This is a genomic window from Streptomyces sp. NPDC020917, assembly GCF_044333795.1.
Classification (GTDB): Bacteria; Actinomycetota; Actinomycetes; order Streptomycetales; family Streptomycetaceae; genus Actinacidiphila.
This window is the reverse complement of sequence record NZ_JBIRRR010000002.1, coordinates 228,780-251,112: the sequence shown is the minus strand read 5'-3', so window position 1 is coordinate 251,112 and position 22,333 is coordinate 228,780. Positions and strand designations below refer to the sequence as shown.

Sequence of the window (22,333 nt, the reverse complement as noted above, 5' to 3'; positions counted from 1 at the left end):
CGGACGGACGCCGGAGCCGGCGGCCGGGGGGCGCGCCTCCCCGGTTGGACGTTGCCGGCTCGCGGGCCCGGCCACGGGCGGATTGACTCGTTCCGACCCAGTTCAGTTGTCCCGCGACTGGTCGGAACGGGAGAGGCCCATGCGTGTCCGTCGTCCGCTTGCCGTGCTGTGCGCGATCGTCCCGCTCGCCCTCGGCGCGGCGGCCTGCTCGGACTCGTCCGGCGGTACGGTGCAGGGCTTCCGCGGCGTGGTCCTCGTCCGCCAGATCAACAGCCCCATCCAGAACAACTGCCAGAACTTCGGCCCCGTCGGGGTGAGCCAGGTGCACAACAACACCGGCGTCGACATCGTGCTCCACAAGAACCTCGACTGCACCGACCCGCCGGGCCAGACCAGCTTCTACCTCGCCACCACCCTCTCGGCCACCTCCGCCGCCAACCTGGGCCTGTGGAAGAGCTTCGCCCCCGTCGGCTGGCCCCCGCCCGTCTCGGTCAACTGACCCCACCTTGGGCCTGGCACCCCACGGCCGGCCCTGTGCATGGCTGTGCCCCGGAGAGCGAGGCTCCCGGGGCACAGCTGCGGTGTGACGGTCCGTCGGTGTAGGGCGTCAGGGAGTCAGTCGGTCAGGGGGAGGTAGACGCGGTTGCCGGAGGCGGCGAACTCGCGGGACTTCTCGGCCATGCCCGCCTCGATCTCGGCGTCGGCATCGGCATCGGACTGGGTGGCGCCGTGGGTGCGGCGGATGTCCTGCGAGATCTTCATCGAGCAGAACTTGGGCCCGCACATGGAGCAGAAGTGGGCGGTCTTGGCGGGCTCGGCGGGGAGCGTCTCGTCGTGGAAGGCGCGCGCGGTGTCGGGGTCGAGGGCCAGGTTGAACTGGTCCTCCCAGCGGAACTCGAAGCGCGCGTCGGACAGGGCGTCGTCCCATGCCTGGGCGTCGGGGTGGCCCTTGGCCAGGTCGGCGGCGTGGGCGGCGATCTTGTAGGTGATCACACCGGTCTTCACGTCGTCGCGGTCCGGCAGCCCCAGGTGCTCCTTGGGCGTGACGTAGCAGAGCATCGCCGTGCCCCACCAGGCGATCATCGCCGCGCCGATGCCCGAGGTGATGTGGTCGTAGGCGGGCGCGATGTCCGTGGTCAGCGGGCCGAGCGTGTAGAACGGCGCCTCCTCGCAGATCTCCTGCTGGAGGTCGATGTTCTCCTTGATCTTGTGCATCGGCACATGGCCGGGGCCCTCGATCATGGTCTGCACGTCGTGCCGCTTGGCGAGGGTGTTGAGCTCGCCGAGCGTGCGCAGTTCGGCGAACTGCGCCTCGTCGTTGGCGTCCGCGATGGACCCCGGCCGCAGGCCGTCGCCGAGCGAGAACGTCACGTCGTAGGCGGCGAGGATCTCGCACAGCTCCTCGAAGTGCTCGTACAGGAAGGACTCCCTGTGGTGCGCCAGGCACCACGCGGCCATGATCGAACCGCCGCGGGAGACGATGCCGGTCTTGCGGCGGGCGGTCAGCGGCACGTAGCGCAGCAGCACGCCGGCGTGCACCGTCATGTAGTCGACGCCCTGCTCGGCCTGCTCGATGACGGTGTCCTTGTAGACCTCCCAGCTCAGTTCCTCGGCGCGCCCGTCGACCTTCTCCAGCGCCTGGTAGAGCGGGACGGTGCCGATGGGGACGGGGGAGTTGCGCAGCACCCACTCGCGGGTGGTGTGGATGTTGCGTCCGGTGGACAGGTCCATCACCGTGTCCGCGCCCCAGCGTGTCGCCCAGGTCATCTTCTCCACCTCCTCCTCGATGGAGGAAGTGACCGCGGAGTTGCCGATGTTGGCGTTGACCTTCACCAGGAACCGCTTGCCGATGATCATCGGCTCGATCTCCGGGTGGTTGACGTTCGCCGGCAGCACCGCGCGTCCCGCGGCGATCTCGTCGCGGACGACCTCGGGCGCGACGTTCTCGCGCAGGGCGACGAACTCCATCTCCGGGGTGATCTGGCCGCGCCTGGCGTACGCCAGTTGGGTGACGTGCGCTCCGTCCCGCCCGCGGCGGGGGAGCCGCGGGCGCCCGGGGAAGACCGCGTCGAGGTTGCGCAGTCCTCCGCGGGGCGCGGTGTGCTTGATGCCGTCGTCCTCGGGCCGGACGGGCCGGCCGGAGTACTCCTCGGTGTCGCCGCGGCCGGCGATCCAGTTCTCCCGGAGGGGGGCGAGCCCCCGGCGGACGTCGGTCTCCACGGTCGGGTCGGTGTACGGGCCGGACGTGTCGTACAGCGTCACGTCGCGGCCGGTGGTCAGGTGCACTTGCCGGACCGGAACCCGCAGGTCCGTCCGTGATCCGGTGAGGTACGACTTGTGCCAGCCGATTTCACGCGTGCGCGCATCCTGCATGGTCATCAGACCTACTCCCTACGCCGGCATTACCCGGTAACAGGTTCGGCGGTCGGCGCAGCCGTCGCGTTGTCGCGATCCAGCGCCCTCTCAGCCCGGTGCTCCGAGCTCCCGCGTGTGCAAAGGTGGCCCCAACGGTAGCGAACGTCTGCGGACACACACCAGGGGCCCTTGCGATGATCTGCCCGTGGACTCCTCCTCTGCAGGCCCGCACGGCCACCCCCACGACCACGGGCACGAACCGGCCCCCGGCGGTCCCGAGCTGACGCACGACCACGGCGGCGGCCACAGCCACGCGCACGGCCACGGCCACGGTCCGGTGCCGCCGGTCTCCCGCCACCTGCGCAAGGTGATCGCCGCGGTCCTCGTGCCGTTCGCCGCCGCGGTGCTGGTCGGCCTGGTCGTGCTCTGGCCGGGCGGCGCCCCCGGGCACGCGCGTACCGGCGTCGGGTTCGACCAGCAGACCCGCAAGGGCACGGTCGTCGCCCTGACCGACGTCTCGTGCCGCGCGGCGAACGCCCTGCCCGACCAGTCGTCGGCGGGCGGCCCGGCCTCCGACGCGTGCCAGAAGGCGACGATCGAGGTGACGTCCGGGCCGGACAAGGGCACGCGCTTCACCGAGATCGTGCAGCCGGACCAGACCCGCCGCTACACCAAGGGCGAGGGCGTGGTCCTGATGTACGCGCCCGCTGCCGAGCCGGGACAGCGCTACTCCGTCACCGACGCCCAGCGCGGCGTGCCGCTGGCGCTGCTGGCCGGCATCTTCGCCTTGGCGGTGATCGTCGTGGGGCGGCTGCGCGGGCTGATGGCGCTGGTCGCGCTCGCGGTGTCGTTCGCGGTGCTGACGCTGTTCATCCTCCCGGCGATCCTGCGCGGCGACAATCCGCTGCTGGTCGCGGTGGTGGGCGGCAGCGCCATCATGCTGGCCGCCCTGTACATGTGCCACGGCGTGAACGCCCGCACCTCGGTCGCGGTGCTGGGCACGCTGTGCTCGCTGTTCCTGATCGGGGCGCTGGGCTCCGGCTTCATCGGCTGGAGCCGGCTGACCGGCAACACCTCGGACGAGACCGGGGTGATCCACACCCTGTACCCGCACATCGAGATCAAGGGCGTGCTGCTGGCGGGGATCATCATCGGTTCGCTGGGGGTGCTGGACGACGTCACGGTGACCCAGGTCGCCGCGGTCTGGGAGCTGAAGGACGCCGATCCGGGCGCGGGCTGGCGCAAGCTGTACGGCGCCGGGATGCGGATCGGGCGGGACCACATCGCCTCGGTGGTCAACACCCTGGTGATGGCCTACGCGGGTGCGGCGCTGCCGCTGCTGCTGCTCTTCTCGATCGCCCGCAGCGGGGTGGTGCAGGTGGCGGGCAGCGAGCTGGTCGCGGAGGAGATCGTCAGGACCCTGGTCGGCAGCATCGGCCTGGTGGCCTCGGTACCGCTGACGACGGCGCTCGCCGCCCTCGTGGTCAGTGCCGACCGGGGCGGCGACGGGGGTGGGGGCCGCGGTGAGGCGGGCGGGGCCGGGTACGCGACGGCCGGCCGCCCTCCTGCGGGTGGTGCCGCGGTGCCGGGGCAGTCGGCCGGGGGCCGGGGAGCGGGGCTCCCCAGGGGCTCCGGCGGCGGCAGTCACCGCCGCCGTGCGAAGTGAGCGGCCCGCTGGTGCGGGCTGCGCCCACCGGGGTCACCAGTCCCGCTTGGACCCGCCGCCCGAGGTGACGCGCTTCACCACGAAGACCAGGGCGCCGACCAGGATCACGAAGACGATGACCTTGAACAGCAGCCCGACGACGATGCTGATCAGGCTCGCGACGAGTCCGCCGAAGACGACCAGCGCGATGACCGGGATGCCGATCCACTTGACCCACCAGGGCAGGCTCTTCAGCAGATTGTCCATGACGCTCGTAGTCTCCTTGGTTGCCGTAGCGTTCTGGTACTTCGAGAGTAGGGCCATCCGGGCACTCCGCGGAGGCCCCGGAGTCCCGATCCGACCCTGAACGCTCCCCTAGGGTTCCGGGGGCGAGAACACCACCATGACCCTGAGGTCCTCGCTGATGTGGTGGAAGCGGTGCGGCGTGCGGGCCGGGACGAACACCACGCTGCCGCGGGCGACCGACGTCGTCTCCTCCCCCACGGTGAGCGAGGCCCGGCCGCTGACCACGAGGTAGATCTCGTCCTGGTCGTGCGGCTTCTGCGGGTCGCTCTCCCCGGCGCGCAGCGCGTACAGCCCGGCCGACATCGTGCGTTCCTTGAGGAATCGCAGGTAGGCGCCCTGGTTCGCGGCACGCTCCGCGTCCAGGTCGTCCAGCCGGAACACCTTCATTGCCACTCCTCAGGCTGCGGTACAGCTACGGTTCTGTCCGGTCTCTTGTCCTGGTGATCGGTTCTGCGACGATCACACCATGAAGAATTTCATCGTCAAGACCCTGGCCAACGCCGGGGCCCTGGCAGTGGCCATCTGGCTACTCAAGGACATCACGCTCTCCGGTGGCTCCACCGCGCACAAGGCACTGACGCTGATACTCGTCGCCCTGGTCTTCGGCGTCGTGAACTGGCTGGTCAAGCCGGTCGTCAAGGTGCTGGCCTTCCCGCTGTTCATCCTCACCCTGGGCCTGATCACCCTGGTGGTGAACGCCCTGATGCTGCTGCTGACCTCGTGGCTGGCGGGCAAGTTCGACCTGGACTTCCACGTGTCCGGATTCTGGACCGCGGTCCTCGGCGGCCTGATCATCAGCATCGTGTCCTGGGCACTGCACGTGGTGCTCCCGGACGACGAGTGAGCGCCGCTGCCGGGGGAACACACCACGACGTCGAGAACGTCGGCAACGAGATCGCCGCCGGTGCGGGTGACAGCACCCGCAGCGTGCACGCGGGCCGCCCGCCGGCCGCCGCGTACGAGCCGAGCCTGCCGGGCCCGGTCTTCGTCTCGCACTACCACCTGCCGGGCGAGGCCACCGGCCCGTACACCTACGGCAGGGACGAGAACCCGACGTGGGACCGGCTGGAGGAGGCGATCGCGGCGCTCGAGGCGCCGGGCGACGCGTCCGCGACCACGCTGTCCTTCGCCTCGGGCATGGCGGCGATCGCCGCCGTGGTGCTGTCGCAGGTGCAGGCCGGCCAGACGGTGGTACTGCCGTCCGACTCCTACCAGGCGACCCGCGCGCTGCAGGAGCGCCTGGAAGCCTTCGGGATCGCGGTGCGCCTCGCGCCGACCGCGGGGGACGCGCAGCTCGCGGCGCTGGGCGGCGCCCGGCTGCTGTGGCTGGAGACTCCGTCCAACCCGGGGCTGGACGTGTGCGACATCCGGCGGCTGGCGGAGGCCGCCCACGCGGCGGGCGCGCTGGTCGCCGTGGACAACACGCTGGCCACCCCGCTCGGGCAGCGGCCGCTGGATCTCGGCGCAGACTTCTCGGTGTCCAGCGGCACCAAGGCGCTGTCCGGCCACGGTGACCTGCTGATGGGGTACGTGACCACGCGGGACGCGGGCCTCGCGGCCGGCGTCCGCAAGTGGCGCAAGCTCGTCGGTGCCATCCCGGGGCCGATGGAGGCCTGGCTGGCGCACCGCTCGCTGGCGACGCTCGCCCTGCGGGTGGACCGGCAGGCGGGCAACGCGCTGGCGCTCGCGCAGGCGCTGCTGGACCGGCCCGAGGTCAGCGGTGTGCGCCACCCGGGACTGCCGGACGACCCGGCGCACGAGGTCGCGGCCGCGCAGATGCGCCGGTTCGGGAGCGTGGTGTCGTTCACCCTGCCCGACCAGGCCCACGCCGAGCGCTTCCTGGCCGCGCTGCGGCTGACGGCCGAGGCGACGAGCTTCGGCAGCGTGCAGTGCACGGCCGAGCGCAGGGCGCGCTGGGGCGGGGACGCGGTGCCGCCCGGCTTCATCCGCTTCTCGGTGGGCATCGAGGACCCCGAGGACATCGTGGCCGACGTGCTGCGGGCCCTGGACGAAGCCGCCGGCTGAGCCGGATTCCGCTGCCGGGCGGGTGGGGGCCCGGCGCGGACGGCGGCCGGTCCGCTGCCAGGGCCGTCCGGCCCCGGGCGGGTCCGTTCCGTGACACCGGGTGGCTTCCGTTACGCGGGTGCCCGCCGCGACCAGCGGCACCGTGATTGGGCGCTCCGGACACGTTTGCCCCCGGGTCCGTCGCGGCAGATCTCAGGCATGCCTCCGGACACGCACCCCAGTCCCACCACTCGCCCGGTGGTCAAGCGCACCGCCCGCGGGATCGTCCTCGACGGCGACCACCTGATCCTGATCAAGCGGACCAAGCCCGGCCTCGCCCCCTACTGGGTGACCCCGGCGGCGGTGTCGAGGACGACGACGCCGACGTCCTCACCGCGCTGCACCGCGAGATCGACGAGGAGCTGGGCGGCAAGATCACCGACGCCGTCCCGGCGTTCGTCGACACCATCGAGCACATCGCCGAGGACGGCTCGCACGGCGTCAAGGTGCAGTACTTCTTCGCCTGCCGTCTGGAGTCGATGGACCCGGCCCGCCGGCACGGCCCGGAGGTCGAGGCGCCCTGCGGCGACTACGAGGTGGTGCGGGTGCCGTTCAGCAGGATGGGCCTGGCCTCGGTGGACATCGTCCCGCTGACGCTGCGGCACTACCTCGACGCCAACATCGAGGGCGTACTGGGCCTACTGGGACCGGATCTGGGCTGACGGACCGGCCACCGGCCCGGGAACGCCCTGGGGGCCGCGGCCGAGGAGACCGACCGGGATCCCGGTCACGGTGCGTGTTCCACGTGGAACATCGCGTCGACCGCACAGTCCAGGACGACGATCCTACGCGCCGCCCCGGTCGCAGGGGCCGACCTTCGCCCTATTCACACGAAGCGGTGGGTTCTGGTGCCAGGCTCGGCTCATCATGGACGCCAAGCCGCCGTCGCCGGACGCCTTCCTGATCCGGCGCACCTTGGACGAGATCGCACCTGTCGCGGACAAGGCGACCTCGTACTTCTACGCGCTGCTGTTCCTGCGCCGTCCGGACCTGCGCGACCTGTTCCCGGTCTCGATGGAGGCCCAGCGGGACCGGCTGTTCAAGGCCCTGCTCAGCGCGGCCGAACGGATCGACGACCCGGACGCGCTCACCGTGTTCCTGTCCCAGCTGGGCCGCGGCCACCGCAAGTACGGCACCCGGGCCCCGGACTATCCCGCCGTCGGCGAGTCGCTGATCGGCGCCCTCAGCCGGTACGCGTCCGCTGTGTGGACCACGCAGACCGAGGCCGCCTGGGTACGGGCGTACACCGCGATCTCGCAGATCATGATCGACTCGGCGGCGGCAGACGAGAAGACCTCCCCGCCCTGGTGGCATGCGGAGATCGTCGCCCATGAGCGCCGAACCAGGGATGTCGCGGTGCTGACCGTGCGGCCCGACCAGGCGTACCCCTTCCTGGCCGGGCAGTACACCTCGGTCGAGACGCCGTGGTGGCCGCGGGTCTGGCGGCACTACTCCTTCGCCTCCGCGCCCCGGGACGACGGGCTGCTGACCTTCCACATCCGGGCCGTCCCGGCCGGCTGGGTGAGCAACGCCCTGGTCAACCGGGCGGGGCCCGGGGACGTCATCCGGCTCGGCCCGCCGGCGGGCAGCATGACCGTGGACCACGGCAGCGAGAACGGCCTGCTGTGCCTGGGCGGCGGTACCGGCATCGCACCCATCAAGGCGCTGGTCGAGGACGTCGCCGAGCACGGCGGCCGGCGCTCGGTCGACGTCTTCTACGGCGCCCGGCACGACCACGACCTGTACGACCTGGACACCATGCTGGCCCTGAGGGCCAAACACCCGTGGCTTTCGGTGCGCACGGTGGTCTGCGACACCCCACACGACGCGCTGTCCGGGCCGCTGCCGGAGGCCGTCGAGGAGTTCGGGCCGTGGGACACCCACGACGCCTACCTGTCGGGGCCGCCCGGGATGATCCGCAGCACGGTCGACACCCTGGTGCGGATCGGCGTGCCCTCGCACCGCATCCGGCACGACCTCGTCCACGAACTGGTGGCCGCCGGGGACTGAGCGCGGGCCGGGCCTGTCACTTCCCGGTCATGTACGGGCCTGACGCGGCCGGCGCACTCCCTGGACGCCCTCGGGGCTCTCCACCGGCACCGCGCAGTGCCCGCTGGCCAGCCGGTTGAGTGCCGAGACGAACACCGCCTGCTCGTTCTCGGGCAGGGCGTCCAGCACGTCCCGGTGGACCCGGTCGACGATGGCCTGGCCTGCGGCGACGGTCTCCACGCCGCGCGGGGTCACCTTGATGATCCGCGCCCTGCGGTCGGTCGGCGAGGGCACCCGCTCGGCCAGCCCGGCCCGCTCCAGCATGTCCACGGTGACGACCATCGTCGTCTTGTCCAGGTCGGACAGCTCGGCGATCTGGGCCTGGGTGCGCTCGGCCTGCAGGGCGTGGGCGAGCACGCAGTGCGCGCGGGGGGACATGCCGATCTCCGCCAGGGCGGCGGTCATCTGCGTGGTGAGCACATGGGCGGTGTGCTGCAGCAGGAACGACAGGTCGGGGGTGCCGACGGCGACGGGGTCGGGGGTCTGGGCGGTCATGTCTCCAGGCTAGCAAAATAGGTCTACTACGGGATTGTTCGTCAGCGGACCTATTTTCGGGTCCGGGACACGCCTCCACCGACCAGGTAAGGCCGTAAAAGATAGTCTTCAACAAAACCATCTGCTACGGTCGGTCTTGCCACTCCGACCCCGCCTGGAGGCGACTTCCCATGGCACAGCCTTCCCCCGAGCCGCTCGTACCGGCCGGGACCCGCTCACCGGGAGCGGCCCTCGCCGTGCTGAGCGCCGGCACGCTGATGATCGTCCTCGACGGGACGATCGTGAACGTCGCCCTGCCGTCCATCCAGCACGACCTGGGCTTCTCCCAGGCCGGCCTGGCCTGGGTGGTCAACGCCTACCTCATCGCCTTCGGCGGGCTGCTGCTGCTCACCGGCCGCCTCGGCGACCTGCTCGGCCGGCGCCGCATTCTCGTCGCCGGACTCACCGCCTTCAGCGCCGCCTCGCTGCTGTGCGGCATCGCCGACTCGGCCGGCGTGCTGATCGCCGCACGCTTCGTCCAGGGCGCCGCCGGGGCGATGGTCTCCGCGGTGGCGCTCGGCATGGTGATCGCCCTCTACCCCGAACCCCGCGGCCGGGCCCGGGCGATGGGCGTCTACAGCTTCACCCAGTCCGCCGGCGGCGTCCTCGGGCTGCTGGCCGGGGGCGTCCTCACCCAGGCCATCAACTGGCACTGGATCTTCTTCGTGAACCTGCCCATCGGCATCGCCGCCGCCCTGCTGAGCCTGCGCCTGCTGCCGGACGACCGCCCGGCCGGCAGCGCCCCGAGGTCGCTGCGCGGCGTCGACGCACCGGGCGCCGTCCTGGTCACCGCCGCCTTGATGCTCGGCGTCTCCACCATCGTCAGGACCGCCGACCACGGCTGGACCTCGACCTCCACCGCGGTGTCCGGCGCGCTGTCCCTGGCCCTGCTCGCGGCGTTCCTGCTGCGGCAGGCCCGAGCCGCCCAACCCCTCATGCCGCTGCGGCTGTTCCGCTCCCGGATCGTGTCCGGCGCCAACCTCGTCCAGGCGCTGATGGTGGCGGGCGGCTTCGGCTTCCAGTTCCTCATCAGCCTCTACCTGCAGCGGGTGCTGGGCTACGACCCGCTGGAGATCGGCCTGGCCATCGCACCGACCGGCGTGGTCATCGGCGTGATGTCGCTGGCGCTGTCCGCCCGGCTGGGTGCCCGCTTCGGGCAGCGGGCGGTGCTGCTGCCGAGCCTCGCGCTGTTCGCGTCCGGCTTCCTGCTGCTGGCCAGGGCGCCGTCCGCGCACGCCTCCTACCTCACCGACGTGCTGCCGCCCATCCTGGTGTTCGGCGTCAGCTTCGGCCTGGCCATGCCGTCGCTGATGACCCTCGGCATGTCGGACGCCACCCCGGCCGACTCCGGCCTGGTCTCCGGCGTCTTCAACACCGCCCAGCAGATCGGCGGCGCCCTCGGCCTGGCGGTGCTGGCCTCATTGGCCGGCGCCCGCACCGACGATCGGCTGGCCGCGGGCGACCCGCTTCCGCAGGCGCTGACCAGCGGCTACCACCTGGCCTTCCTGGCCGCCGCCGGCCTGCTGGCCGCCGCCACCGTGATCGCCGCGGCGCTGCTCCGCACCCCGGCCGGGCCCGGCGGCGGCCAGCCCCAGGAGGGCACCCCGGCAGACAGCGCCACCACCGGCGCGGCGCCGGCCGCGGCGGCGCCGGCGACCACGCCGGCGCCGCGGGTTCAGCCGGTCAGTGCCAGCCCGGGAAGCCGCCCGGCACCGGAGCCGACGGCTCGTACGGCTCGCGTGTGAACACGAAGGACCCCAGGTCGAGATGGCTCACCGAGCCGTCGGCCGCGCGCACCACGCGCAGCGTCTCGCCCGCGTAGTAGCCCTCGCGACCGGTCCAGGTGCCGTCCGGTTCCACGTGGAACCGCGATCCGCGGCCCTGGCCGGTCAGCGGGGCGAGGTGCAACTCGCCCCCGGCCCGCAGCCGCAGGGCGAACGCCGAGGTGCCCCAGTACCAGGGGCCGGCCAGCTCCAGGACCGCCGGATCGACGTCCTCGGCCGGACGCCAGGGAGCGGGGAAGACCGGCTCGGCGTCGACGGTGATCGCCAGCAGATCCGCGGCGACCCCGCCCACGGCAGGGCCCGAGGTGCAGTTGGCCAGCGCGATCGCGCCCGTCCCGTCGGCCACGCTGATCCACAGCGCGGCCACGAACCCGGGCATCGAGCCGGTGTGCCCCACCAGTTGGCGACCGCCCCGGCGCTGCAACTGCAGGCCGAGCCCGTATCCGCCGTCCGGATCCACCTCCTGCGGCGGTGCGGCCGGCAGCCGCATCTCCTCCACCGTGCTCGCGCTCAGCACCCCGTCCTGACCGGCCGCCAGGAAGCCCGCCCAGCGGGACAGGTCCGCGGCGGTGGACCACAACTGACCGGCGGGCGCCATACGCCCGGTCTCCTGCACCGCTTCGGGAACCATCACGTCGGCCCACGGGTGCACCGCGAAGCCGCCCGCGGACGGCGCCTGGGGCAGCAGCGTGGTGCGGTCCATGCCGAGCGGTGCCAGCACCTCGGCGGCCAGCACCTCGCCCCAGGGCTTGCCGCGCAGCTGCTCCACCACGGCGCCCAGCAGCGCGTATCCGGGGTTGGAGTAGTGATAGTGGCGACCGGGCAGCAGCTTGGCCGGGTCCGGGCCGAGGATGTCGGCGATCTCCGGGCGCAGCTCGCCGGGCGTGCGCTCCCACCACGGGCTGGGCGTCTCGGAGGCGATACCGGAGGTGTGCGCGAGCAGCTGACCGATCGTCACCCCGGCCGCACCGTCCACCACGGGCAGATGACGTCCGACCGGGTCGGTCAGCTCCAGCAGCCCCTCGTCCCGCAGCCGCATCACGAGCACGGCGACGAAGGTCTTGGTGATCGAGCCGATCCGGTACTGCGTGTCCGCGTCCGGCGCGTGCCCGTCGACCATGCTCTGCGAGCCGGTCCACACCGGCCGGCCACCGCGCACCACCGCCCCGACGAGCGAGGGGGCGCGGCCCTCGGACTGGCCGACGGCGACCCGGTGCATCAACGCCCGCCGGGTGGCGGGCAGCAGGCTGTCCCGATACGTCCGCGGGGAGTCGGGACCGAGGGAGGACTGGGGATCAAAGGTCAATTGTTCGTCTCTCTTGCCGATGCGATGTCTGCGGTCGTGCCGATCCCGCGCCGGTGGGTCCGGCGACGGATCAGGCGGGGCGCCGGGTCCGTCGTGGACCCGGTGGCGTGCCGCACGGGCACGCGCTCGTCATGCTATTCCGCCGTTCCAGGGGCCTCACCGAAACGGACGGCGATGATCGACATCCGCATCGACCGCACACCGGGGATCCGATGGGACAGCGGCGCGATCGCGTAGAGGCCGCGCCCGCGGCGGAAGCGCAGGCTGCGGACCTCGGTGATGCGCGGCGAGGCGGCGGCGACCTTGCGGTACTCCTTGACGTCCATGCCCCACTGCCAGCGCGGCGCCCGGTACCCGACGTCCCCGCCCCGGTCCATGGCGCCCGCCTGGTTCCGGGCGACCATCGCCCGCGGCAGGGCGTCGAACAGGAAACGGCCGCCGGGGAACCGCTCGGCGCAGGCCGCGATCAGGCCCTTGGCGTCCTTCTCCGGCAGGTACATCAGCAGGCCCTGCGCGGTGACCAGCACGTCCCGGCCCGCCACGTCGGCCCCCACCTCGTCCATCCAGCGCAGGTCCAGCGCGGAGCAGGCGAGGCTGCGACGGCGCGGCGGGTCGTCGGGCAGCAGGGCCCTGCGGACCGCGACGGTCTCCGGCAGATCGACCGTCAGCCAGCGCACCCGGCCGTCGTCCACCCGCCAGAACTGCGTCTCCAGGCCCTCGCCGAGCGCCACCACCGTCCCGCCGGGGCGTTCGGCGAGGAACCGCCGCACCTCGTCGTCCAGGCAGCGCACCCGCAGCGCGTGCCACTGCGCCATGGCGGCGGCGCCGAACCGCTCGAAGGGGTAGTCGATACGGTCCACCAGCGCCACGGCCCGCGGGTCGTCGAGCACCCGGGAGCCGGGACGCCGGGCCTCGGCGGCGCGGTTGTACAGGTTCCACAGCAGCGTCTCCGGGACGCCCTCCAACTCGACCTTGATCCGTTCGTTCTTCTCCTCTGCCATGCCTTCAGGCTCCCACCAGCCCCGCTGTTGTGAGAAAGGTTGACACCCCCTCAGCGCGGGCGTACATATCTCGTCGGTCAGAGAGCGCTCTCAGCACGACAGCGCACGGTTCACCCCCCACCCGGAGCCGACTTCCGACAGAGGAGCCCACGACATGAGGGTCACCCCACGCGACCTCCTGCCTGGCCGTAAACGTTTCCGACGATCCCCCCACGGCGTTCTCCTGCTCACCCTGGCGATGATCGCCTCGGTCTACCTCTCACTCGCACCGACCTCCTCCCACGCGGACACGCCGACCCTGCTCTCGCAGGGCAAGCCGGCCACCGCCTCCTCGGTGCAGGACGCGTTCACGCCGAGCGCCGCCGTGGACGGCGATCCCGGGACCCGCTGGTCGAGCCTGGCCGCCGATCCGCAGTGGCTCCAGGTGGACCTCGGGTCCAGTCAGCCCCTCACCCAGGTCGTGCTCACCTGGGAGACGGCCTACGCGACGGCCTTCCAGATCCAGGCGTCCGACGACGGTTCCACGTGGAACACGCTGTACTCGACCACGACCGGCACCGGCGGCACCCAGACCCTGGCGGTCTCCGGCTCCGGCCGGTACGTGCGGATGTACGGCACCCAGCGGGCCACCCAATGGGGCTACTCGCTCTGGGAGTTCCAGGTCTACGGCGGAGCCGGCGGCGGCACCCCGCCGGCCACCTGCGGCACCACCACGGCCGCCCTGGGTAAGCCCGCCACCGCCTCGTCCACCGAGAACGCGGGCACGCCCGCCTCCGCGGCCTTCGACGGCAACGCCGGCACCCGCTGGTCCAGCGCGGCCTCCGACCCGCAGTGGCTCCAGGTCGACCTCGGCTCCTCGCAGTCCCTGTGCGGCGCGCAGCTGAACTGGGAGACGGCGTACGCGAAGGCCTACCAGATCCAGGTCTCCGACACCGGGAACGCCAACGACTGGCACACGGTGTACTCCACGACCAGCGGCGCGGGCGGCACGGAGAACCTGAGCTTCAACGCCACCGGCCGCTATGTGCGGATGTACGGCACGGTCCGGGCCACCCAGTACGGCTACTCGCTCTGGGAGTTCACGATCCTGACGCCGGGCGGCACCAGCACCCCGCCGGGCGGCGGCAACGGCGACTGCCCGTGGGTGGGCTCCACCGCGCCGGTCGCGACCCGCGTCGCCCAGGTCATGGCGCAGATGACCACCGCGCAGAAGGTGTCGATCCTGCACGGCAACAACAACTCCTCGCCGTACATCGGCAACATCACCGGCATCCCGTCCCTGTGCATCCCGAGCATCGGGTTGCAGGACGGGCCGCACGGCGTCGGTGACGGCCTCGGCGGCGTCACGCAGATGCCGTCCGCGAACGCCTCGGCGGCGACCTGGGACACCGCGCTGGAGCAGCAGTACGGCTCGGCGATCGGCGCGGAGTTCGCGGGCAAGGGCGTCCAGGTGGCGCTCGGCCCGACGCTGAACATCGTCCGCGACCCGCGCTGGGGCCGGTCCTTCGAGACGTTCAGCGAGGACCCGTACCTCAACGGGCAGATGGCCGCCGCCGACATCCGCGGCATCCAGAGCCAGGGCGTGATGGCCGAGATGAAGCACGTGGCCGTCTACAACATCGAGAACCCGGCGGGCACGGTCGTCGTCGACAAGCGCACCCTGCAGGAGCTGTACCTGCCGGCCTTCCAGGCGGCGGTGCAGCAGGGCTCGCCGGCGGCCGCGATGTGCGCGTACAGCGTGGTCAACAGCGTGCCGGCCTGCCAGAACCCGGACCTGATGAACACCGGGCTCTACCAGCAGGCGAACTTCGGCGGCTTCATCACCAGCGACTGGGGCGGCACCCACTCGACGGTGGAGTCCGCCAACGCCGGTCTGACGGTGGAGATGCCCAACGGGTACTTCTACGCCGACTTCCTCGCGCAGGCGGTCGCCAGCGGCACGGTCAGCCAGGCCACGCTGGACACCATGGTGAGTCGGCTGCTCACCCAGTTCTTCGCCTTCGGCCTGTTCGACAAGGCGCCCAGCGGCTCGAAGGACGCCACCGTCACCACCCCGGCCCACGCGCAGGTCGCGCTGCAGGGCGCCGAGGAGGGCGCGGTGCTGCTGAAGAACAACGGCATCCTGCCGCTGTCCACCTCCACCACCCACTCGATCGCGGTGATCGGCTGGGACGGCGGCGCGGGCGTGCAGACCATCGGCGGGGGCAGCGCCACGGTGACCAGCCCCGGCACGGTGTGGCCGATCACCGGCATCCAGAACCGGGTCGCCGGCACCGGTACCACCGTGCAGTACAACGACGCGACCAACCTGGCCTCGGCGGTGGACCTCGCCCGCAGTTCCGACGTCGCGATCGTCTACGCCTCGGACAACTACGGCAACGAGGAGCACGACACCACCACGCTCGACCTGCCGAACAACGGCGGCGGCTCGGTCAGCCAGAACGACATGATCGCCCAGGTCGCGGCGGCGAACCCGCACACCATCGTGGTGCTGAACAACAACGCGGCGATCAACATGCCGTGGCTGGGCCAGGTCGCCGGCGTCTTCGAGGCCTTCTACCCGGGCCAGCAGATCGGCACCGCGATGGCGGCGCTGATCTTCGGCGACGTCAACCCGTCGGGCAAGCTGCCGGTCACCTTCCCCAAGTCGCTGGCCGACGTGCCCGCGAACACCCCGGCGCAGTGGCCGGGCGCCAACGGGCAGGTGCAGTACAGCGAGGGGCTGAACGTCGGCTACAAGTGGTACGACGCCAAGAACATCACGCCGCTCTTCCCGTTCGGGTACGGCCTGTCGTACACCACCTTCGGCTTCAGCAACCTGCAGGTGGGCGCGCTGAACGGCAGCACCTCGACCGTGCATGTGACGGTCACCGACACCGGGTCGCGGGCCGGAACGGACGTCGCCCAGCTGTACGTCGGCGATCCGGCGTCCACCGGTGAGCCGGTGCACCAGTTGCGCGGCTTCCAGCGGGTCACGCTGAACCCGGGCCAGTCGCAGACGCTGACGTTCACGGTCAGCACGCACGACCTGGCGTACTGGAACACCGGCAGCGGCAACTGGACGACCGCGGCGGGCAGCTACCAGATCCTGCTGGGGGACTCCTCGCGCAACCTGCCGGTGTCCGGGACGCTTACCGTGCCGACCACCGTCAACGGGGCGGTGGCCCCGGCGACTTCGGGAGCCGGTACCGCCGCCAGAGCCGCGGCGGCCACGACCGCCGGCCCCGCGGCGCAGCTGTCCGTGCCGAACCCGTACGGCATGAGCAGCCCGCTGCACCGCGCGGTCGACTGGGTCCTCGACCCCAACGCGGCCACCGGGACGACCTACACCGCGACCGGCCTGCCGCCGGGCCTGGCGCTCAGCCCGGCGGGCCGGTTCACCGGCTCGGCCACAGGCAAGGGCACCTTCACGGTGACGGTCACCGCCCGGAACACCGCGGGCTCCACGGGCTCGGCCACCTTCGTGTGGACGGTCACCTGACGGTCGCCTGAGCCGCCTCGCACCGCGGGCCGGCCGGGAGACGCCCTCCCGGCCGGCCCGCGCCCGTGCCATAGTCGACGCCATGCGTGACGAGGTGCAGCCGCTGCTCGACCGTTTTCTCGACGGGGTGCGCGACACCGTCCCGCTGGACGCCCTGTGGGCCCACGGCTCCCTGGCCCTGGGGGACTTCCAGCCCGGCCGCAGCGATCTCGACATGATCGCCGTCCTCGGCTCCGACGCCGACACCGCGCAGCAGCAGCGGCTGACGGACCTCCACCGCGAGCTGGCGGCCGCCGACCCGCAGGCGGAGAAGCTGCACTGCTCGTACATGGTCCGCGGCGAGCTGGCCGACGCGGACGTCCGCCACCTGACGTGGGCCCACCAGGAGCTGATGCGGCGGCCGGTGACCCCGGTCAGCCGGCGCGAGCTGCACACCGCCGACCTCACCCTGTTCGGACCGCCGCCCAGCGCCGTTCTCCCGGCGACCACCGACGCGGAACTGACCGCGTTCGTCCGCCACGACCTGCGGACGTTCTGGCTGCCCGCCACCGCCAGGCCCCGGCGCTGGCTCCAGGACATCTGGGTGGACCTCGGCGCGCTCACCACGGCCCGCGCCCGTGTCACCCTCACCGACGGACGCCTGATCAGCAAGGGCGAGGCGCTCGACCTGCTGCCCGGACTCGGCGCCCCCCAGGACCTGGTCGACGACATCCGCAGCCGCCGCTACGCCACCCCGCGAACCCTGACCCTCCCCCAACGCGTGCGCCGCGCCCACCAGTCCCGCGCCTTCACCCGCGGGGCGATCCGCCGCATCCTCGCCGCACAGCCGTGACACCCGAAGGGCCCGGCGTACCCGCCGTGTACGGCTGCCCCACCCGATAACCCGGGTGCGCGGCACGCCGGCCGCCCACCAGACTGCGCCTCACGGACGACATCATCGGCGCCCCTGCGCCCGCGTGCTCCCGACCACCCGGGCGGCACTGCATACAGGGCCGCCGCGCGCGGAGGGGAGCGGCCCATGGCCGGTATCTCGCTGACGGTATGCCTGCCCGCCGAGGCCGTGGACGACGTCCGGGGCGCCCTCGCTGCGGACGAGCCCGCGCCCGACCCCGCGGAAGAGCCCGCGAAGCCCCCCGGCCCACCGACCGAACGGAGTCACCGTGCCACCCCTGATGAAGCTGACCGCGATCACCCTCGACTGCGCCGACCCGCTCGGGCTCGCCGCGTTCTACCAGCAGGCCACCGGCCTCGAACCGCATCCGAAGTCCGACGCCGAGTTCGCCGGAGTCACCTGCGAGGACGGGCTGTTCATCGGTTTCCAGCGGGTCGACGGCTACCGCGCGCCCCGCTGGCCGGGCCAGGAGGTGCCGCAGCAGCTCCATCTGTGCTTCGCGGTCGCCGACCTGGACGAGGCGGAGGCCGAGCTGCTGGCCCTGGGCGCCGGCAGGCCCGACGACCAGCCGGACGAGGCCGGATGGCGCGTCCTCACCGACCCGGCGGGGCACCCGTTCTGCGTGGTGGTGAAGAGCTGAAGCGCGGCGCCGCGGCGAACCGGCCGGCCGGGGTCACTCCGGGTCGCGCAGGTACTGCAGGACCGCGAGGACCCGCCGGTTGTCGTCGGAGGCGGCCGGCAGGTCGAGCTTGGTGAAGATGCTGTTGATGTGCTTGCTCACCGCGTTCTCGGTGACGAACAGGGTCGCGGCGATCCCGGCGTTGGAACGGCCCTGGGCCATCAGGGACAGCACCTCGCGCTCCCGGGCGGTCAGCCGGGCGAGCGGCTCGCGGCCGTCGAGCCGGGTCACCATCGCGGCCACCACCTTGGGATCGAGGACCGTCGCACCGGCCGCCACCTGGCGCACCGTGTCGATGAAGTCGGGCACGTTCCCGACCCGGTCCTTGAGCAGATAGCCGATCGCGCCCTCGCCCGAGCGCAGCAACTCCCGTGCGTACAGCTGCTCCACGTACTGGCTCAGCACCAGCACCGGCAGTCCGGGCCGGCGGGTGCGGGCGTCGATCGCGGCCACCAGGCCCTCGTTGGTGAACGTCGGGGGCATCCGCACATCGACCACCGCGATGTCCACCTGCTCGGTCTCCAGGACCCGGGTCAGCTCCTCGACATCGCCGACAGCCGCCGCCACCTCGAAGTCGTGCGCCGTGAACAGCCTGGTCAGGCCGTCCCTGAGGAGGGCGAGATCCTCGGCGATGACAACGCGCACCGTACCTCCATGGTCACCTGGGTCGGACCGCCCGCCGGACTGTCGACGGCCAGGACGCCGTCGAAGACCTCCAGCCGCCGTACCACCCCGCGCAGACCGGTACCCGCCCCCGGGGCGGCGCCTCCGCAACCGTCGTCGCCGACGAGCACCGTCAGCGTATCGCCGGCGTGCATCAGGCGGACCCACGCCCGGGACGCCCGGCTGTGCTTGACCACGTTCGCCAGGCACTCGGTGACCGCGAAGTACACCGCGGACTCCACCGGCGCCTCCAGCCGGCCGGGCACCTCGGAGGTGACCGTCACCGGCACCGCCAGGTCCAGGGCGACCGCCTCCACCGCGCCCACCAGACCCCGGTCGGCGAGCACCGGCGGCTGGATCCCCTCCATCACCGTCCGCAGCTCGGCCAGCGCCGTCAGCGTGGTGGCCCGCGCCTCCACCAGCAACTCGGCGACGGTGTCCGGGTCGCGCGACAGCAACTCGCTTGCCAGGCCCAGGTTCATCGCCAGGGACACCATGCGGGCCTGCGCGCCGTCGTGCAGGTCCCGCTCGATCCGCTTGAGTTCCGCGGCCTGCACGTCCAGGGCACTGCTGCGGGTCCGGCTGAGCACCGCGACCCGGCTGGCCAGCTCCCGCTCCCGGACCACCGACGGCCGGCGCCGCCACAGCAGGTGCGCCACCCACGCGAGGACCGCCGCCGGAACGCTGGCACCCGGCCAGAACCAGCCGCCGCCCGCCAGTGCCCACACCGCCACGTCCAGCGCGGCGTAGACAGCGGTCAGCGCGCCGTGCACCGCGATGGCCCGGCTGCCCCGCGGCCGCCGCAACCCCCAGCGGACCGCGTACTGCGCCGCCACGTTCACCGTCAGGCCGAACCACACCCAGCGCGGCCAGTAGTACTGCTCCTGCCCGGCCGCCCACACCGCGGTGGTGACCAGCCCGCCCACCACCACCAGCAGCGCCTGGGCGGTCAGGAGAACGCCCCAGCCGGGCGGCGGCAGACGCCGACCCCCCGGCTGGAACCCCTGCGCGGCCCCCGTCACTGGGCCACCCCGCGCAGCGCGCCCGTCATCGGCAGCCGCACCGCCCGCCGGGTCGCCGTCATGCCGGCCGCCACCGTCAGGGCCACGACCCCCGCGACCACCGCTGCGTACACCCCGGCCGAGGTGTCCGGCAGCGCCCGGTCCGAGACCGCCACGCTGTACGGGACCACGGTCAGCAGCGCCGCCGCCGAACCGAACACCACCCCCGTCACCAGCATCAGCGCGGTCTCCGCGCCGACCAGCTGAAGGATCTGCCGCGGCGTCGCCCCCGTCAGCCGCAACCGGGCGAACTCGCCGCGGCGGCCCGCGATCTCGGCCACCAGCAGGTTCACCAGCATCACCGCGGCGAACACCGCGATCATCCCCACCACCACGTAGTTCAGCATCTCCGTGCCCTTGTCGTCGGCCGCGGCCGGATGCCGCCCCCCGTTCCAGATCGCCTCCATGTACAGGGTGCCGGTGGAGATCGCCGTGCACACCACGATCGGCATCATGGGGGTCGCCGCCCGCTGCAGCCGCTGCCGCACACCGAGCATGCCCAACTGCGCGGCCGGACCGCCCAGCGCGGTCAGCAGCGGGGCGAGCAGGGCCGTGGCGCCGCGCAGCAGCAGCGGGGCCAGCAGCGCGAAGCCCAGCGACGACAGGATGGCGCCCTCGGCCGCCACCGACTGCGTGGCCATCTGCTTGCCGTCCATCACCGTCATCGTGGTCACACCGCAGTTGACGCCGGCGACGACCAGCACGATGCCCGCGACCCGCCGGAACCGGCTCATCCGCCGGCCGCCCGCCGACGCCTCGGCCAGCGCGCTCCGCGCGGAGCGGCGCGCCCACCGCCGGCCTGTCAGCCACGCCGCCGCCAGCGCCGCCAGCAGGCAGCCGCCCGCCCCGATACCGAGGGCGGCCCCGCCGAACCGGTAACCGGTGCCGTCCGAGATCTGCCCCGAGTGCTCCAGCGCCGCCAGCAGCCCGGCCCCCGCGCCGTAGCCCACCGGCACCGCCGCCAGCACACCGAGCACGCCCACCAGCGCGACCTCGCCGACCAGCAGCCGCGTCACCTGCCCCGGCGTGGCCCCCACCGTGCGCAGCAGCGCCAGCTCACCGGCCCGCTGCCGCGCGGCCACCGCGACCGTGGTGGCCACCGCCGAGGCCACGATCACCGCGCCCCAGCCGCCGACCACCGAGGCCATGATGCCCAGCGCCGAACGGTCGGTGTCCGAGACGCCCGGGCCGCCGCCGGTGTCCAGCAGCGAGGCGAACGCCATCAGGATGGCCGCGCCGAGGAACACCGACAGGAACGTCGCGGCGGATCCGCCCCGGCGGTGGCGTACCGACGCCCGCGCCAGCCCGGTCATCGTCCCGCCCCCGTCCCGGCACGGCGGGCCCGCGCCGCCTCGTCCAGCCCGGTCATCCGGCGGGCCACCTCGTCCGCCTCGGGAGCCTCCAGCCGGTCCACGATCCGGCCGTCGGCCAGGAACACCACCGCCTGCGCACGGGCCGCCGCGACCGGATCGTGGGTCACCATCACCACGGTCTGGCCGAACTCCCGCACCGCCTCCTGGAGCAGGTCCAGCACCTGGCGGCCGCTCGCCGTGTCGAGCGCACCGGTCGGCTCGTCCGCGAACAGCACCGCGGGCCGGCTCACCAGCGCCCGGGCGATCGCCACCCGTTGCTGCTGGCCGCCGGACAGCTCGGCGGGCAGCCGGTCGGCCAGGTCGCCGATGCCCAGCAGGCCGAGCACCGTCGCGGACTCCTTGCGGGCGGGGCGGCGCCCGGCGAGCCGCTGCGGCAGCGTCACGTTCTGCGCCACCGTCAGATACGGGATCAGGTTGTACTGCTGGAACACGAAGCCGACGCGGCCCCGGCGGAACCGGGTCACCGCGGCCTCGGCGCCGACCGGCAGCTCCTCACCGCCCACGTGGACCCGGCCCGACGTCGGGGCGTCCAGCCCCGCCGCGCACCGCAGCAGGGTGCTCTTGCCCGAGCCCGACGGGCCCATCACCGAGGTGAAGCTCCCCGCGGGGAGGGTCAGCGACACCGCGTCGAGCGCGGTCACCGGCCGCGAGGCCCCCTCGTACACCTTCGTCAGCGATTCCAGCCGCAGCGCCTCGCCGCTGCGCGGCGGCCCCAGCGTCGTCACCCCGTGCATCGTCGTCCCCTCGTCCCTCGTCCTCGCCGGCCATCTGCCGGACCGTGCCGGGCGAGCCCCGGCGGGCCCCGGAAACTCCCCGGCCCCGTGCCCGGGGAGTTCCCCCGGAGGGCCGTGCTTTCCGGTGCCTTCGAAACTACGGAGGACGCGGAGCAGGGGACATGGCACCAGCATCCCGTCGCCCACCTACAGAAAACCCCACCCTCTGGGGGCCAGAACCGGAGCGGGGGCGGCCGGAGGCCGCGCGTGGCACCCGGGCGGACCCAGGCCATCGGAGGGGCGCAAGCCGAGGCGCCACGGATCCGTCGCCCTCACGCAGCCGCTAAGCGGTCGCCCGCCGCACCCGGTGGTCCCAGCGCCTCAGCGCCCGCAGGTCGTCGATCCCGAGGATGACGGCCGGCGGCAC

At 72.7% G+C, this 22,333-nt stretch carries 19 protein-coding genes, 1 pseudogene and 1 riboswitch; of the genes and pseudogenes, 10 read left to right on the top strand and 10 right to left on the bottom strand.

The window, feature by feature from the left end; genetic code table 11:
- Positions 1-139: 139 nt before the first annotated feature.
- Positions 140-499 (top strand): hypothetical protein, encoded by a 360-nt coding sequence (locus ACH4TG_RS05040; protein ID WP_398240753.1) that lies wholly within the window; start codon positions 140-142, stop codon positions 497-499.
- Between the two features lie 116 nt (positions 500-615).
- Here the strand turns inward: ACH4TG_RS05040 and thiC are convergent, their stop codons facing one another.
- Positions 616-2,379, bottom strand: coding sequence for a phosphomethylpyrimidine synthase ThiC (thiC, locus tag ACH4TG_RS05035; RefSeq protein WP_398240752.1), 1,764 nt, complete (start codon positions 2,377-2,379; stop codon positions 616-618).
- Positions 2,372-2,498: riboswitch (TPP riboswitch) on the bottom strand. It overlaps the preceding gene by 8 nt.
- A 62-nt stretch (positions 2,499-2,560) precedes the next feature.
- On the opposite strand from thiC, the gene ACH4TG_RS05030 reads away from it, so the two are divergent.
- On the top strand, positions 2,561-4,021 hold the full coding sequence (locus ACH4TG_RS05030; RefSeq protein WP_398240751.1) for a YibE/F family protein: 1,461 nt from the start codon (positions 2,561-2,563) through the stop codon (positions 4,019-4,021).
- 33 nt (positions 4,022-4,054) lie between these two features.
- On the opposite strand, the gene ACH4TG_RS05025 is transcribed toward ACH4TG_RS05030, so the two are convergent.
- Together ACH4TG_RS05025 and ACH4TG_RS05020 are read right to left on the bottom strand one after the other, a co-directional pair.
- Positions 4,055-4,267 (bottom strand): DUF5326 family protein, encoded by a 213-nt coding sequence (locus ACH4TG_RS05025; RefSeq protein WP_398240750.1) that lies wholly within the window; start codon positions 4,265-4,267, stop codon positions 4,055-4,057.
- Between the two features lie 108 nt (positions 4,268-4,375).
- A complete protein-coding gene (locus tag ACH4TG_RS05020; protein ID WP_398240749.1) occupies positions 4,376-4,693 on the bottom strand; it encodes a cupin domain-containing protein in 318 nt (105 codons plus the stop codon).
- A 79-nt stretch (positions 4,694-4,772) separates the two neighbouring features.
- Here ACH4TG_RS05020 and ACH4TG_RS05015 point away from each other — a divergent pair, with 79 nt between their 5' ends.
- The 4 genes and pseudogenes from ACH4TG_RS05015 (at position 4,773) to ACH4TG_RS05000 (ending at position 8,380) form a co-directional block, all read left to right on the top strand.
- Positions 4,773-5,150, top strand: coding sequence for a phage holin family protein (locus ACH4TG_RS05015; RefSeq protein ID WP_398240748.1), 378 nt, complete (start codon positions 4,773-4,775; stop codon positions 5,148-5,150).
- Positions 5,151-5,200: 50 nt separating this feature from the next.
- Positions 5,201-6,331, top strand: coding sequence for a cystathionine gamma-lyase (locus tag ACH4TG_RS05010; protein WP_398241184.1), 1,131 nt, complete (start codon positions 5,201-5,203; stop codon positions 6,329-6,331).
- Positions 6,332-6,529: 198 nt separating this feature from the next.
- A pseudogene (locus tag ACH4TG_RS05005) lies at positions 6,530-7,032 on the top strand (NUDIX domain-containing protein).
- Between the two features lie 205 nt (positions 7,033-7,237).
- Positions 7,238-8,380 carry a globin domain-containing protein gene (locus ACH4TG_RS05000; protein WP_398240747.1) on the top strand — a complete coding sequence of 381 codons (1,143 nt, stop codon included), beginning with the start codon at positions 7,238-7,240 and terminating at the stop codon, positions 8,378-8,380.
- A 27-nt stretch (positions 8,381-8,407) separates the two neighbouring features.
- On the opposite strand, the gene ACH4TG_RS04995 is transcribed toward ACH4TG_RS05000, so the two are convergent.
- Entirely contained in the window at positions 8,408-8,914 is a 507-nt protein-coding gene (locus ACH4TG_RS04995; RefSeq protein WP_398240746.1) for a MarR family winged helix-turn-helix transcriptional regulator, read from the bottom strand.
- Positions 8,915-9,084: 170 nt separating this feature from the next.
- Between ACH4TG_RS04995 and ACH4TG_RS04990 the strand changes: the two genes are divergently transcribed.
- The gene (locus tag ACH4TG_RS04990) at positions 9,085-10,698 is read left to right on the top strand and encodes a DHA2 family efflux MFS transporter permease subunit (protein ID WP_398240745.1); all 1,614 of its coding nucleotides are present in this window, start codon (positions 9,085-9,087) and stop codon (positions 10,696-10,698) included.
- Here ACH4TG_RS04990 and ACH4TG_RS04985 read toward each other — a convergent pair.
- Positions 10,637-11,956, bottom strand: a complete 1,320-nt coding sequence (locus tag ACH4TG_RS04985; RefSeq protein ID WP_398241183.1) for a serine hydrolase domain-containing protein — start codon at positions 11,954-11,956, stop codon at positions 10,637-10,639. The genes ACH4TG_RS04990 and ACH4TG_RS04985 overlap by 62 nt on opposite strands.
- Positions 11,957-12,177: 221 nt before the next feature.
- Positions 12,178-13,044, bottom strand: coding sequence for a class I SAM-dependent methyltransferase (locus tag ACH4TG_RS04980; RefSeq protein WP_398240744.1), 867 nt, complete (start codon positions 13,042-13,044; stop codon positions 12,178-12,180).
- A 238-nt stretch (positions 13,045-13,282) separates the two neighbouring features.
- Here ACH4TG_RS04980 and ACH4TG_RS04975 point away from each other — a divergent pair, with 238 nt between their 5' ends.
- The 3 genes from ACH4TG_RS04975 (at position 13,283) to ACH4TG_RS04965 (ending at position 18,057) form a co-directional block, all read left to right on the top strand.
- Entirely contained in the window at positions 13,283-16,525 is a 3,243-nt protein-coding gene (locus ACH4TG_RS04975; RefSeq protein WP_398241182.1) for a discoidin domain-containing protein, read from the top strand.
- Positions 16,526-16,607: 82 nt separating this feature from the next.
- The gene (locus ACH4TG_RS04970; RefSeq protein WP_398240743.1) at positions 16,608-17,357 is read left to right on the top strand and encodes a nucleotidyltransferase; all 750 of its coding nucleotides are present in this window, start codon (positions 16,608-16,610) and stop codon (positions 17,355-17,357) included.
- 328 nt (positions 17,358-17,685) lie between these two features.
- The gene (locus ACH4TG_RS04965) at positions 17,686-18,057 is read left to right on the top strand and encodes a VOC family protein (RefSeq protein ID WP_398240742.1); all 372 of its coding nucleotides are present in this window, start codon (positions 17,686-17,688) and stop codon (positions 18,055-18,057) included.
- A 33-nt stretch (positions 18,058-18,090) separates the two neighbouring features.
- Here the strand turns inward: ACH4TG_RS04965 and ACH4TG_RS04960 are convergent, their stop codons facing one another.
- From ACH4TG_RS04960 to ACH4TG_RS04945, 4 genes are read right to left on the bottom strand one after another with little or no spacing between them, the layout of a single operon-like run.
- A complete protein-coding gene (locus tag ACH4TG_RS04960) occupies positions 18,091-18,741 on the bottom strand; it encodes a LuxR C-terminal-related transcriptional regulator (RefSeq protein WP_398240741.1) in 651 nt (216 codons plus the stop codon).
- Positions 18,693-19,781: a sensor histidine kinase gene (locus ACH4TG_RS04955; RefSeq protein ID WP_398240740.1), complete on the bottom strand. Its 1,089-nt coding sequence runs from the start codon at positions 19,779-19,781 to the stop codon at positions 18,693-18,695. The genes ACH4TG_RS04960 and ACH4TG_RS04955 overlap by 49 nt, the downstream gene beginning before the upstream one ends.
- On the bottom strand, positions 19,778-21,133 hold the full coding sequence (locus ACH4TG_RS04950) for an FtsX-like permease family protein (protein ID WP_398240739.1): 1,356 nt from the start codon (positions 21,131-21,133) through the stop codon (positions 19,778-19,780). Before ACH4TG_RS04950 ends, ACH4TG_RS04955 begins: the two co-directional genes overlap by 4 nt.
- Positions 21,130-21,927 carry an ABC transporter ATP-binding protein gene (locus ACH4TG_RS04945; protein ID WP_398240738.1) on the bottom strand — a complete coding sequence of 266 codons (798 nt, stop codon included), beginning with the start codon at positions 21,925-21,927 and terminating at the stop codon, positions 21,130-21,132. Before ACH4TG_RS04945 ends, ACH4TG_RS04950 begins: the two co-directional genes overlap by 4 nt.
- Positions 21,928-22,333 lie beyond the last annotated feature (406 nt).